Source organism: Desulfofundulus luciae (assembly GCF_030813795.1).
GTDB classification, from domain to species: domain Bacteria; phylum Bacillota; class Desulfotomaculia; order Desulfotomaculales; family Desulfovirgulaceae; genus Desulfofundulus; species Desulfofundulus luciae.
Window position 1 is genome coordinate 85,583 of record NZ_JAUSUX010000005.1, and the last position, 13,405, is coordinate 98,987.

General features: G+C 57.3%; 13 protein-coding genes. 3 read left to right on the forward strand and 10 right to left on the reverse strand.

Annotated features, from left to right (window positions below; all coding sequences use genetic code 11):
• The first annotated feature begins 169 nt into the window (after positions 1 to 169).
• Positions 170 to 349, forward strand: coding sequence for a small, acid-soluble spore protein, alpha/beta type (locus J2Z49_RS04520; protein WP_307400224.1), 180 nt, complete (start codon positions 170 to 172; stop codon positions 347 to 349).
• A 36-nt stretch (positions 350 to 385) separates the two neighbouring features.
• Here J2Z49_RS04520 and pyrF read toward each other — a convergent pair whose 3' ends face one another.
• The 3 genes from pyrF to J2Z49_RS04535 all read right to left on the reverse strand — a co-directional run bounded on the left by pyrF (position 386) and on the right by J2Z49_RS04535 (position 3,035).
• The gene (gene pyrF, locus J2Z49_RS04525) at positions 386 to 1,117 is read right to left on the reverse strand and encodes an orotidine-5'-phosphate decarboxylase (protein ID WP_307400225.1); all 732 of its coding nucleotides are present in this window, start codon (positions 1,115 to 1,117) and stop codon (positions 386 to 388) included.
• Positions 1,118 to 1,307: 190 nt separating this feature from the next.
• On the reverse strand, positions 1,308 to 2,225 hold the full coding sequence (locus J2Z49_RS04530) for a dihydroorotate dehydrogenase (RefSeq protein ID WP_307400227.1): 918 nt from the start codon (positions 2,223 to 2,225) through the stop codon (positions 1,308 to 1,310).
• A 15-nt stretch (positions 2,226 to 2,240) separates the two neighbouring features.
• Positions 2,241 to 3,035: a dihydroorotate dehydrogenase electron transfer subunit gene (locus J2Z49_RS04535; RefSeq protein ID WP_307400229.1), complete on the reverse strand. Its 795-nt coding sequence runs from the start codon at positions 3,033 to 3,035 to the stop codon at positions 2,241 to 2,243.
• A gap of 296 nt (positions 3,036 to 3,331) precedes the next feature.
• Between J2Z49_RS04535 and J2Z49_RS04540 the strand changes: the two genes are divergently transcribed.
• Positions 3,332 to 4,171: a polysaccharide deacetylase family protein gene (locus J2Z49_RS04540; RefSeq protein ID WP_307400230.1), complete on the forward strand. Its 840-nt coding sequence runs from the start codon at positions 3,332 to 3,334 to the stop codon at positions 4,169 to 4,171.
• Between the two features lie 63 nt (positions 4,172 to 4,234).
• On the opposite strand, the gene carB is transcribed toward J2Z49_RS04540, so the two are convergent.
• The 6 genes from carB to J2Z49_RS04570 form a co-directional block, all read right to left on the reverse strand.
• Complete coding sequence (gene carB, locus J2Z49_RS04545; RefSeq protein WP_307400232.1) at positions 4,235 to 7,447, reverse strand: carbamoyl-phosphate synthase large subunit; 3,213 nt, start codon at positions 7,445 to 7,447, stop codon at positions 4,235 to 4,237.
• A 7-nt stretch (positions 7,448 to 7,454) separates the two neighbouring features.
• Positions 7,455 to 8,528: a glutamine-hydrolyzing carbamoyl-phosphate synthase small subunit gene (gene carA, locus J2Z49_RS04550; protein WP_307400344.1), complete on the reverse strand. Its 1,074-nt coding sequence runs from the start codon at positions 8,526 to 8,528 to the stop codon at positions 7,455 to 7,457.
• A gap of 63 nt (positions 8,529 to 8,591) precedes the next feature.
• Positions 8,592 to 9,887, reverse strand: coding sequence for a dihydroorotase (locus tag J2Z49_RS04555; RefSeq protein ID WP_307400234.1), 1,296 nt, complete (start codon positions 9,885 to 9,887; stop codon positions 8,592 to 8,594).
• Positions 9,880 to 10,812: an aspartate carbamoyltransferase catalytic subunit gene (locus J2Z49_RS04560; protein ID WP_307400346.1), complete on the reverse strand. Its 933-nt coding sequence runs from the start codon at positions 10,810 to 10,812 to the stop codon at positions 9,880 to 9,882. The genes J2Z49_RS04555 and J2Z49_RS04560 overlap by 8 nt, the downstream gene beginning before the upstream one ends.
• Before the next feature lie 133 nt (positions 10,813 to 10,945).
• On the reverse strand, positions 10,946 to 11,485 hold the full coding sequence (gene pyrR, locus J2Z49_RS04565) for a bifunctional pyr operon transcriptional regulator/uracil phosphoribosyltransferase PyrR (protein ID WP_307400236.1): 540 nt from the start codon (positions 11,483 to 11,485) through the stop codon (positions 10,946 to 10,948).
• Between the two features lie 394 nt (positions 11,486 to 11,879).
• Positions 11,880 to 12,263, reverse strand: coding sequence for a transposase (locus J2Z49_RS04570; protein WP_307400237.1), 384 nt, complete (start codon positions 12,261 to 12,263; stop codon positions 11,880 to 11,882).
• Positions 12,264 to 12,400: 137 nt separating this feature from the next.
• Between J2Z49_RS04570 and J2Z49_RS04575 the strand changes: the two genes are divergently transcribed.
• Positions 12,401 to 12,703 carry a hypothetical protein gene (locus tag J2Z49_RS04575; RefSeq protein ID WP_307400239.1) on the forward strand — a complete coding sequence of 101 codons (303 nt, stop codon included), beginning with the start codon at positions 12,401 to 12,403 and terminating at the stop codon, positions 12,701 to 12,703.
• Positions 12,704 to 13,028: 325 nt separating this feature from the next.
• Here the strand turns inward: J2Z49_RS04575 and J2Z49_RS04580 are convergent, their stop codons facing one another.
• A complete protein-coding gene (locus J2Z49_RS04580) occupies positions 13,029 to 13,304 on the reverse strand; it encodes a YqhV family protein (protein WP_307400241.1) in 276 nt (91 codons plus the stop codon).
• Positions 13,305 to 13,405: the final 101 nt, after the last annotated feature.

Below are 13,405 nucleotides of genomic sequence, written 5' to 3' on the forward strand. Positions count from 1 at the left end.
TTTTTTAAAGATGGAAAGAATTTCTTCACGGCTGAGCAAAGCTAATTCACCTCGAATGTCGATTTAGAGAATATTATACCAGTTCATTTGCTTAAGGAATGCCCCACAGGCACAAATCATATAATAAATAATGCCGCATTGACCCGCCCGCCAAAGAGGAGGCAGGCTAATGGGTAGACGGCGTGGAGGATTGATGTCCGACAGGCTGAAATACGAATTAGCCCAAGAACTGGGAGTAGCCGACCTGGTGCGCAGGGAGGGCTGGGGCAGCGTTTCCTCGCGGAACTGCGGTTACCTGGTCCGACTGGCCATCGAAAGGGCTGAGCGGGCAATGACGCAGGGACAATAGCGGCAGGGGGTTGCGCTATAGAAGCGCACCCTCTTTTTATACATTCGCTCCCATTTCATCCAGTACAGCCCTGGCGGCTTCTACCGGGTCCGGAGCGGCAATAATGGGGCGGCCCACCACCAGATGACTGGCGCCGGCAGCCAGGGCACCGGCAGGGGTTACAATTCGTTTCTGGTCGCCGCCGGCGGCCCCGGCGGGGCGGATACCGGGGGTAACGATTAAAAAGTCTGGTCCGCAGGACTGCCGGATGGCCGCCGCTTCCTGAGCTGAAGCCACCACGCCGTCCAGGCCGCACTCTTTAGCCAGCAAGGCCCAGGCCACCACCCGGTCCAAAATAGGCCCGGAGAGACCCAGTTCCCGGTTAAAAGCAGGCTGATCGATGCTGGTAAGCACGGTAACGGCAATGACCAGCGGTCTGGGAATGCCCAGGGCCGTCGATTCCTCCCTGCAGGACTCTACCGCTGCCCGCATCATGGCGCGCCCGCCGGCGGCATGGACGTTGAACATGGCCACCCCCAGCCTGGCGAGAATCCGGGCTGCCTGGGACACGGTATTGGGGATATCGTGCAGTTTTAAGTCTAAAAACACTTTTACTCCCCGCCGGCACAATCCCTCCACCAGCGCTGGCCCCTGGCTGTAAAACAGCCGCATGCCGATCTTGAACATGCCCGCCCAGGGCTTGAGCTGTTCTACAAGATCAAGGGCCTGTTCCCTAGACTCCACATCCAGAGCAACAATTAACTTTTTCCTGCCCTCGTCGATGTTCACAAAAACCCTCCTTAAACGGGACGGTGCGCCGGTCTCCGCCAACCCCGGTGTGCCGTGCAGACCGCTCGCCAGGGACCGGGCCGTCCCTTGTGACCTTCTTTCTAGCGGCAATGCTACCATTGCCGGCTGACGCTTTATAAGTCTGCTTTGGACTGTTGTTACTAGCTCCGACATAACTCCTTACCAGAGATTACATGTGGGCCGCCCCGATTAACTCTTGAATGTCTGATACCCTTTCTTCCACTAGAAACTTTTCAATCCCATCAATAATGTCCATGGTGGCCCGGGGGTTGATGAAGTTGGCCGTCCCCACGGCTACGGCGGTGGCCCCGGCCATGATGAATTCCAGGGCATCCTCGGCAGTAACGATGCCCCCCATGCCCACAATGGGAACCTTTAAGGCCTGGTAAACCTGCCACACCGCCCTTACCGCCACCGGCTTGATGGCCGGGCCGGATAGACCGCCCATGACGTTGGCCAGGGCCGGGCGGCGGCGGCGAATATCTATGGCCATGCCCAGGAGGGTGTTGATCATGGACAGGGCATCGGCCCCCGCCTCCACCACCGCTTCCGCCAGCCGGACAATACTGGTCACATTGGGAGAAAGCTTGACCACTACCGGAAGTCGGGTAGCCCCCTTTACTACCCGCACCACGGCTGCAGCCGAATCGGGATCGGCACCAAAGGCCAGGCCCCCCTTTTTGACATTTGGGCAAGAAATATTTACCTCCAGCCCCGCCACGCCCGGCACCCCGTCCAACCTGGCCGCCAGGGCGGCGTAGTCCTCCACCGTATCCCCGGCAATGTTCACGATTACCGGCAGGTCAAACTGCCTCAGGTAAGGCAGAGCTACTTCGATGAAGTAATCCACACCGGGATTTTGCAAACCAATGGCGTTCAGGATACCCGCCGGTGTTTCCACAATGCGCGGTGGAGGATTTCCCCGGCGGGGCAAAAGGGTGGTACCTTTGACCACAATGGCCCCAAGGCGGTTTAAATCAACAAAAGGGGCATACTCGAAGCCGAAGCCAAAGGTGCCCGAGGCGGTGGTCACTGGATTTTTCATCCGTATACCGGCAACGTCTACGGCAAGGTTCGGTTTGATCATAAAAACATCCCCTCTCTAGTCCCAGACCAGCTGCTCCGCCGGGAAAACCGGTCCTTCAACGCATACCCGCCTGTACTGGGAGGGTTCGCCGCCTTTGCCGGCGGTTTTACAGACGCAGGAAAGGCATGCTCCTACCCCGCAACCCATGCGCTCTTCCAGGGAAAATTCCCCGGGCACGTTATACCGGGCTAAAAGCGAAGCCGTTTGGCGCAGCATACCCCGGGGACCGCAGGCGTAAACCATGTCCACCCCTTCGCCGGCCAGCACTTTTTCCAGCAGGTCCGTAACGGAACCGTGGTGACCGCAGGAACCATCGTCAGTGGCCACAGCAAAGTCAAACGGCACAGTATACCCCTTCTTTCCCACCGGCAACTGGTCGGCACTGCGGACACCCACCAGCAAGCAAACCTGGTTGTTTCTGTGTACCAATTCCTGCCCTAAAAAAACAAGGGGAGCCACACCGATGCCGCCTCCTACCAGAATCACCCGTCGCCCCGGCTCCGGCAGGGTAAAACCACGGCCCAGGGGACCCATTACTCCAAGCCGCTCTCCTCTTCTCCTGGCGGCCAGCAAAGCGGTACCCCTTCCGACCACCTGGTAAAGAAGGAATAGCTCCCCCCTTTCCCGGTTTACCCCGTGGATGCTTAGCGGGCGGCGTAACAGGGGATCCAGGCCGTCGGTACAGCGTATGTAAACAAATTGGCCCGGAACGGCCAAAGAAGCGATCACGGGGGCGTAAAGGGTCAACCGGTATTGCCCCGGCCCCACCTGCTCCTGCTGTACGACACCGGCGGGTATATCAGCTACCATACAAACTACCTCCTGGTAATGAAAATTTTTCCGTGGGGGAATAGCGCAACAGGGAACTTGACGCTTGGCGGCGAATATTCCCTTCTGGCTTTGCCCCAAAATGACAGGTCCCCTGGGGATTGAGCAGTAATGTAGAAAACAAGCAGAAAAGGAGAGACGACATCATGAACCCTTTGGGGGTGGCTAGGCTGTTACTTCTATTCACTTTACTATGGTTTATCTCCTTTTCTCCGCCAGCTCATTCCGCCGTATCCTCTAGTTCGCATCCGGGTTATGAAAACCGGGTGGCGGTGCTGATGTACCACCACATCAGTGATACCGACCGGGGTCCGGCGGTTATTACTCCCCGGCTATTTCAAGCACATCTGGATACTTTGAAAAAGGAAGGCTACCATGTTATTTCCACGGAAAGGATGGCCCGGTTTCTGTCCGGGAAGGATACCATACCTCCAAAAGCTGTGGTCATTACCTTTGATGATGGGTATGAATCCTTCTATACTTACGCCTACCCGGAATTAAAAAAAAGAAATATGCCGGCCACCTGTTTTGTCATTGTGAAGTCGGTAGGTGACCCAAACGAGAGAATACCCAAGCTCACCTGGGAACAAATGCGGGAGATGCAGGCCCACGGCATGAGTTTTTACCCCCATTCCTATGACAGCCACTACCAGGCCAGGTTCGCCCCGGGCGTGCCTGCCAGCCGGCACATAAGGCCCGCCCTGGCAGGCCCAATCTGGCTGGGCAAGTTAAACCGGCGGGAAACACAGGAAGAATATGAAACCCGGGTGAGGACAGATCTCCTCAAGGCAAAAGAAGTAATGGAAAGGAAGCTGGGTCGACCTGTGGACCAGTTTTGCTGGCCCTACGGGGCGGATAGCCCCGCCGCAGCCAGAATTGCCCGCTCTCTTGGCTACAAGTACCTTTACTATATACGCAAAGGCTTAAACGACCCGCTCACCACCGACGGTTCCATCAGGCGGATCAATGCAGGCAGCCCGGACGTCACTCCGGAAATTTTGATCCGCAACATCAAAAGGTACTCCTTGCTTACTTCCGCCCGGCAGTGGTGCCTGGCCCTTTCACCCCTTTACCCGGCGCTGCTCGGGCCAGCCCTTGTAACCTTCGACTCAATTTAAAACGTTAAGTCCCACAAAAAGAAAGCGGAAAAACCCCGGGTAGTGCGCCCGGGGTTAATTGGTTCAATGAGCCAGCTGCTGGATGGGAGCCAGGTCCATATCCGCGCCTTCCTGGATGGAGATAAGCACTTCCAGGATGGCCCGGGCGGTATCCAGGGAGGTCAGGCAGGGGACGCCGTGTTCCACCGCTGCCCGGCGGATGCGGAAACCGTCCCGTTCCGGTGCCTTACCCCGGGTAAGGGTGTTGATGACCAGATGGATCTTCCCTGCCCGGATGAGATCCACGATATGGGGGGAACCTTCTCGCACCTTGTTCACCCGCTCCACTTCCAGACCGTTCTCCCGCAAGAAGGCCGCCGTCCCGGCGGTGGCACAAATGGTGTAGCCTAAACCGGCCAGGCTCTTTAAAAGGGGCAGGGCCTCTTTTTTGTCTTTATCGGCAATGGTGGCCAGGATGGTACCGTTCCGGGGGATGTGGTAACCGGCGGCCACTAGGGCCTTATAAAGAGACGCTGGATAACTGCTGTCCACCCCCATTACCTCCCCGGTGGATTTCATTTCCGGCCCCAGGGAGATATCTACCTGAAGCAATTTGGCAAAGCTGAATACCGGAGCCTTGACTCCGAAATACCGGCTTTCCGGGTAAAGTCCGCCGCTGTAACCCAGCTCCTTTAACTTGCGGCCCAGAATTGCTTTCGTGGCCAGGTTGACCATGGGAATGCCGGTGATTTTGCTCATATAAGGCACCGTGCGGCTGGCCCGCGGGTTGACTTCCAGCACGTAGACCTGTCCGTTGTAAAGCACGTACTGGATGTTGATCATCCCCCGCACGTTTAAAGCCCGGGCCAACCGGGTGGTGTAGTCCACCAGCTGAGCCTTTACTTCCGGGGTGATCTTGTTGGCCGGGTAGACGGCTATGCTATCCCCGGAATGAACGCCGGCCCGCTCGACATGCTTCATGATCCCCGGGATCAACACAGCCTCCCCGTCGGCTATGGCATCTACTTCCAGCTCCTCGCCCTGCAGGTACTTATCCACCAGCACCGGGTGCTCGGGGGTAACCCTGACCGCATTGGCCATGTAGTTGAGCAGTTCTTCATGGTTATAGACAATCTCCATGGCCCGACCACCTAGAACATAGGAGGGCCTGACCAGGACAGGGAAACCTATTTCCCGGGCGATGTCCACTGCTTCGCCCACGGAAAAAGCCGTCCTCCCCGGCGGTTTTGGAATACCCAGTTCCACGAGCAGTTGATCGAAACGCTCCCGGTCTTCCGCCCGGTCGATATCCTCCACCGCCGTACCTAAAATGGGGATGCCGGCTTTGGCCAGGGGAACGGCCAGGTTGATGGCCGTCTGGCCGCCAAACTGGACAATTACCCCCTCGGGACGTTCCTTCTTCAGGATGTTCAAGACGTCTTCAAAAACGAGGGGCTCAAAATAGAGCCGGTCGGCGGTATCAAAGTCGGTGCTGACCGTCTCCGGGTTGTTGTTAATGATGATCGCTTTTACGCCCTCTTCCCGCAGCGCCCACACCGAGTGAACCGAGCAGTAGTCGAACTCAATACCCTGCCCGATACGAATGGGCCCCGAGCCCAGGACCACCACTTTGCGTACAGCGGTGTTTTGCGCTTCGTCCTCATGATCGTAACAGGAATAGTAGTAAGGGGTAACGGCCTCAAATTCTGCCGAACAGGTATCCACCATTTTATAGACGGGCTTGATTCCGCAATCCTCCCGCAGGGCCCTTATTTTGGCCTCGTCCTGGCCGGTGATCTGGGCCAGGTAGGCGTCGGCAAAACCAATTTCCTTGGCCCGGCGCAAAAGGTCCGGCGTTAAGGCCGCCGGTCCCTGGCGGCGGATCTTCTGTTCCAGCTGCACAATGTTTTGGATCTTGTCCAGGAAAAAGCGGTCAATGCCCGTTAAGGCCCGGACCCTGTCCACAAGCATCCCCCGGCGCAAAGCCTCGGCCACCACAAACAGGCGCATGTCCTCAGCCCGGGACAGCTTGGTTTCAATCTCTTCATCGCTCAACTGTTCCATCTCCGGGACCAGAAGACCCGCCAGGCCGATTTCCAGGGAGCGTACCGCCTTTAACAGGGCGCCTTCCAGGGTCCGGTCTATGGCCATAACTTCCCCGGTGGCCTTCATCTGGGTGCCCAGGGTGCGGTCGGCCAGGGCAAATTTGTCAAAGGGCCAGCGGGGGAATTTCAACACCACGTAGTCTATGGAAGGTTCAAAGCAGGCATAGGTTTTACCGGTAACCGCGTTTTTAATCTCGTCCAGGGTCAACCCCACGGCAACCTTGCTGGACACCTTGGCGATGGGGTAACCGGTAGCCTTGGAGGCCAGGGCCGAAGAACGGGATACCCGGGGGTTGACCTCAATTACATAATATTTGTAGCTGTTGGGATCCATGGCAAATTGCACATTGCAGCCCCCCTCCACCCCCAAAGCCCGAATGATGTTCAGGGAGGCGGTGCGCAGCATCTGGAATTCCTTGTCACTCAAAGTTTGCACGGGAGCAACCACAATGCTGTCCCCGGTATGAATGCCCATGGGGTCGATATTTTCCATGCTGCAGATGATGATGCAGTTGTCGGCGCTGTCCCGCATCACCTCAAACTCGATTTCCTTCCAGCCCACCAGACCCCTTTCCACGAGCACCTGGTGAATAATGCTGGCCTTTAAGCCCCTGGTGACCGTGGCCTTCAGCTCGTCCATGTCATAGACCATGCCCCCGCCGGTACCCCCCAGGGTATAAGCCGGGCGGACCACCAGGGGAAAGCCGATTTCCCGGGCGAAGGCCACCGCTTCATCAACGCTTTCCACAATGGTGCTTTCGGGAATAGGCTCGCCAATGCGTTCCATGGTGTTCTTGAATTCTTCCCGGTCCTCGGCCCGGCGGATGGCTTCCAGGGGCGTGCCCAAAAGCTGCACCCCCTCGGCCTCCAGCACCCCCGCGTTGGCCAGCTGCAGGGCCATGTTCAGACCCACCTGGCCGCCCAGGCTGGGCAAAAGGCCGTCCGGTTTCTCCTTGCGGATGACCCGGGCAACAAACTCAGGCGTTAAAGGTTCGATATATACCCGGTCGGCCATGTTGGCATCGGTCATGATGGTAGCCGGGTTGCTGTTTACCAGCACCACTTCCAGACCCTCTTCCCGCAAAGCGCGGCAGGCCTGGGTCCCGGCGTAGTCAAATTCCGCCGCCTGGCCGATAACGATGGGCCCGGAGCCGATGACCATTACCTTGCGCAGTTCCTTTTTCAACGGCATGCTTTCCCTACCCCCGATGCATTAAATCAATGAACTGGTCAAATAGATAGGCTGATTCCCGCGGGCCCGGGGAGGCCTCGGGGTGATACTGTACCGAGAAAAGCGGCAGGTGCTTGTGCCTGATGCCCTCCACCGTACCGTCGTTCAGGTTCTGGTGGCAGACTTCCACGGGTAAACCGGCCAGGGAATCGGCATCCACCGCAAACCCGTGGTTCTGGGAGGTGATGTACACCTTGCCCGTAGCCAGATCCTTTACCGGGTGGTTGGCCCCCCTGTGGCCAAATTTCATCTTATAAGTCTTGGCCCCCAGGGCCAGGGCGATCACCTGGTGGCCCAGGCAAATGCCAAACATGGGTCGCTTCCCGATCAGTTCCCTGGTGGTCCGGATGGCGTAGGGAACATCCACCGGGTCGCCGGGACCGTTGGACAACAGGATGCCGTCGGGATGCAAGGCCAGAATTTCCCGGGCCGTAGTAGTAGGAGGCACCACCACTACCTCGCAATCCCGCTCCCGCAGGTGCCGGATTATATTCAGTTTGGAACCCAGATCTATCAAGACTACCCGGTACCCTTTACCTTCCAGGGTATAGATTTCCTTTGTGGCCACCTCGGGTACCAGCTCCTGCCCGGTCAGGTGGGGGCATTGTTTGGCCTTTTCCACCAGGAGGGCGGGATCGTTGCATTCGGTGCTCAGGACTCCCCGCATGGTCCCCTGGTTGCGCAGGTGGCGGGTTAAGGCGCGGGTGTCGATACCGGAAATGCCCACCACCCCTTCCCGGGCCAGGAAGTCAGACAGGCGGTAGCTGGCCCGCCAGTTGCTGGGACGGTCGCACTCCTCCCGCACCACAAAGCCACGTACATAGGACTTTTTCGCTTCGAAATCCTCCCGGTTGATGCCGTAGTTTCCAATCAAGGGATAAGTCATCACCACAATCTGGCCGCAATAAGAAGGGTCGGTGAGGATTTCCTGGTAACCGGTCATGGCGGTATTGAAGACCACTTCTCCCCATCTTTCCCCCCTGGCCCCAAAGGCCCGGCCGGTAAACACGGTTCCGTCTTCGAGTGCTAGTATGGCCTGCATCATCGTAACACCTCGCATTCTGGTGGTTATATGACATTATTCCACTAGCCGGTCGCGCCCCGTTCAGGCTATCACCGCCAGGTTACGGTTATAAACTACCTGGCCTCTGACGATGGTGGCTACGGGGAGGCCCTGCAAGCTCCTGCCGGCAAAGGGGGTGTTCCGCCCTTTGCTTGCAAAGGCAGCCGGATCCACCACTTCGGTCAGCTGCGGATCGATGATGGTTATATCGGCATCAGCCCCCACCTTGATCACCCCTTCCCGGAGGCCCAGGATGCGGGCGGGGTTCACCGTCAGCTTGCGGATGGCCTCCACCGGGCTTAAGACACCCGGTATCACCAGTTCCGTCCAGACCAGTCCCAGCGCGGTTTCCAGGCCCACCAGGCCAAAGGGAGCCATCTGGTATTCCACGTCTTTTTCCTCCAGCGTATGGGGGGCGTGGTCGGTGGCAATGACGTCAATGGTGCCGTCAGCCAGAGCTTCTTTCAACGCCGCCACATCCTCCTCCGTACGAAGGGGAGGGTTGACCTTGGTGCTGGTATCATAATCAGCCACCGCCCGGTCGGTAAGAGTGAAATGATGGGGAGTAACCTCGGCCGTCACCGGCACTCCCCGGGCCTTGGCCTCGCGGATTAGGCGCACTGAACCGGCGGTGCTGACGTGGGCGATGTGCAGGGGACAACCGGTGTACTCGGACAGAATGATATCCCGGGCGACCATAATTTCTTCGGCCGCAGCCGGGATGCCCGGCAGTCCCAAAACGGTAGACATGTAACCTTCATGCATCACACCGCCGGCAGACAGGGTTGGTTCCTCGCAGTGGGAAATAACGGGCAGCCCCACCATCCGGGCATACTGCATGGCCCGGCGCATTACCGCCGCACTGGCCACCGGCCGGCCGTCATCGGAGAGGGCTACCGCACCGGCTTCCTTCAAATCGGCCATTTCCGTCAACTCTTCACCCCGGCTGCCCCGGGTGAGGGCTCCGATGGGGTAAACTTTGACTAGGCCCGCTTCCTTTGCCCTGGCCTTGATGTAGGAAATAACCGCCCGGTTATCAGCTACCGGATTAGTGTTGGGCATACAGGCTACAGCGGTAAAGCCCCCCCGGGCCGCCGCCCGGCTGCCCGAGGTAATGGTTTCCTTGGCCTCAAAGCCCGGTTCCCGGAAATGAACATGCATGTCGATTAAACCTGGAGCAACCAGTTTGCCAGCAACATCCATTACAGCACCTTCCCCCGGTTCCAGACCGGGACCGACGGCGGCAATTTTCCCTTCTACAATAAGAATGTCAGCGGGAATCATCTCCCCGGCCTGGGGGTCAATCACCCGGCCGCCCTTGATGAGCAGTTTATGCATCCGGCATCCCCCCTCCACTCAGCAGGTACAGTAGAGCCATGCGCACGGCCACCCCGTTGGTAACCTGTTCGTTAATCACTGAGTTAATCCCGTCGGCCACCTCCGGGGCTATTTCCACCCCCCGGTTTATTGGCCCGGGGTGCATGACCAGGGCACCGGAACGGGCCAGGGCCAGTCTTTCCCGGTTGAGACCGAATAAACGGGCGTATTCCCTGATGCTGGGAAAAAGGCCCCGCTGCTGTCTTTCAAGCTGGATGCGCAGCATCATCACCACGTCGGCGCCGTCCAGGGCCTCCTCTATACGCGTACACACCTGGACGCCGGTGGCTTCTATCTCGGGAGGGATCATGGTAGCGGGACCACAAATCCGCACCCGGGCGCCCATTTTGGTAAAACCCCAGATGTTGGACCGGGCCACCCGGCTGTGCAAAATGTCCCCGATAATGGCCACGTTGAGTCCCGCCAGCCCTCCCTTTTTCTCCCGCACGGTAAACAGGTCCAGGAGGGCCTGGGTGGGATGCTCATGGGCACCATCCCCGGCGTTAATTACCGCCGCCCGGATGGTGCGGGCCAGCAGGTTTGGCGCCCCGGCCATGGGGTGGCGCAGGATGACCACGTCGGCGCCCATGGCCGCCAGCGTCCGGGCAGTGTCCTTGAGGGTTTCTCCCTTGACCACGCTACTGGTAGAGGTTGAAATGTTCACGCTATCGGCACTTAAATACTTGGCGGCCAGCTCAAAGGAGGTACGGGTGCGGGTGCTGGGTTCGTAAAACAACGTCACCACCGTCCGCCCTCTTAAGGTGGGCACCTTTTTAATGGCGCGCCCCAGGATCTCCTTCATGGGCACGGCCGTATCAAGGATCAGTTTTATTTCTTCCGCCGACAGGTTTTGCAGGCCGAGAAGGTCCTTGCGCTTCCAGTTCATCATGCCAAGCCTCCGCATCACCTAAAAATAAAGCCCCGCCCGGTATAAGTCCCGGAACGAGGCCGGCAAGCGCTGGGCGTGCCCTCCTTGCCGGCCTCTCTGGACCGTTGCTTAAAAGACGGCACCGGAGCATTTAATCTTTTTCTAAAATGAGCACCCTTTCTTCACCGTCGGTTTCCTGCAACCGCACCGCGACCACTTCCCGCCTGGAAGTGGGAACGTTTTTACCCACGTAATCGGCCCGGATGGGTAGTTCCCGGTGGCCCCGGTCAACGAGGACCGCCAGTTGAATCACCCGGGGCCGGCCCAGGTCCATAAGGGCATCCAGGGCCGCCCGGATGGTGCGTCCGGTGTATATTACATCATCCACCAGCACAATTTTTTTATCCGAAACGGGAAACGGCACTTCCGTACGGTGCACCAGTGGTTGCTGATCCAGGGTGGGCAGGTCATCCCGGTACAGGGTGATGTCCAGGGTGCCTACCGGGACGGTGCTGCCTTCAATTTCCAGGATCTTCGCCGCCAGCCTTTCCGCCAGGGGCACCCCCCTCCGGCGGATGCCGATCAGGGCCAGACCCTCCGTTCCCTTATTGCGCTCAATAATTTCGTGGGCTATCCGGGTTAGTGCCCGCCGGATTCCCTCTTTATCCAGGATCTGGGCCTTGTATTTCATTACCCTTCCCCCTCTTGCCCATAAAAATACCTGCTTGCCACCGGCAAGCAGGCATAGTCAACGCTTTACTCCCATGTCCTATGTTCCTTGCCGGCCTCACGGGACCGACTTCAAGGGCTTTTATTGTCACTCCTTATGAGGATACAAAAATCCACGCCAAATGTCAAGTGATAAACTAAAGGAGCTATTTGCGTTGTAAACATTTTTGCCCTCTGGGAGGCTAACGCCCATACCAGACATGGACGTTTTCCAAGGCATAGGACAGGGAGAATAACCTTATATTGGGACAAGTGGCTTATATATCCTTTACCACCCCTGTCAAAGGGCATACTTACCCTAACACCCCCTTGGGGGGGTGCCCTTCCCGTAGTGTAATTTTTCCGATTGGTCCTTCTCAGGCCGCCTTTACCAGGCTTCTCAAATTTATTCCTTGTTTTTGTCGTAGCCGGCCTACGGCCATCGCCAGCATCACCATCAGGGCCAGTGCACAACGCAGCTTCATCTTTTTCAAACCCCGGATAAAATGCTTTTCAAATCCATAGACTTCATCCAAACGGGCATTTACCCTTTCCACGGCCGTACGCTTCTTATAGGTTGTCTTCCATTTGTAACTGGACCGCGCTAAGGGCGTGAAGACCCGCCGGTCCTCTGCCAGAGGAATACGTACTCCACCCCTTGCGGAACACTGCTCCATTCCCCGGCACTTCACCCCGTAGTGCCGGGCAGGACAGCGATATTTCAAGGTTCCCCGGTCCTTTTCAAATCCCCCGAAAGCCATCTCGCGACGCTTGTTTGTTTCGGGACAGTGGCAATAAACAGTTTGCGGTACCCCCGGAAAGCTCTGCGTCTGCCTTTCGCCCCGTTCCTGCCCATTTGCGTTTGGAGCACGTCTTTTGCTGGAAGGAGCGCCGGGTTTTGAACCCTGGCTACACCATTCAGTACCAGAAACAGACCTACAGGGTGGTGAATACCAAAGGTGTTCCGGTCATTCCTTTGCGCACGGTGGTGGAGGTGCACAGGCTCGCTGACGGCAGTCTCTTTGTTGGCTGGAACGGCCACATTTACCCCCTTGAACCGATTCCGGCGAGTTCCTTGTCACCGAAGAATAAAGAAGCTGGGAAAAAGGGCGGGCAGTCTATGGGCAGAAAACCAGCCCCCGACCACCCATGGCGCAAGCCATGGAAATCAAGTCAGATCAATCATGGCGTCAGTTTTTAGCATGTTCTTTGATGAGCCCCTGAGGCCTTCCCCTGGCGGCGCCGAAGGGGAGTCTTGATAGCCGGGGACCCCTCACGTGGTACAATGGACTACCTGACGGGGGTGTGCTACGTCTTTGTTGCATGTTCCCCGGAGCCGCCCCGTCGGCATTTTTAACTTAACCACGTGAGGGGTGGCTGTCAAGACCGCCGCCTTATTAAAAACCAGGAGTGACATTTTCTTAGCCCAGATGAATGAGATAAGTAATGTGTCTGAGTGACATTTTCACTGACGAATTTCACTGACAAAGTCACTGACGCTTGACAGTGATAAACTAAAAAAACTGCTACATCCGGTTAACACCGATAAAGATCAGGGCGACTCCCAGCAGGATAATGGCCATGCTGGAAGGGGAAACTTTACCCGCCAAGCCCACCAGTCCCAGGCTGGTAGTTGTAAGCAGTACTGTTGGACCCACAAGGGCCAAAAGACTATTTATTTTAAAAGCCGTTTCCACCCGGTTAAAGTGCAACATTAATATGGCCGCGCTAAATTCAATGGATGAAGAGAGCAGCCGTAAAAGAGCCATACTTAAAACGATGCGGTCCAGGAACAGAAACATAAAATCCCTCCTGCCGGTTTTTACTAAAATTTCATATGCCCGGCGGCATGGATAAATGCATAGGCGAGGTTGGAGGCAGGGAAAACTTTTGGCGAAAGGAT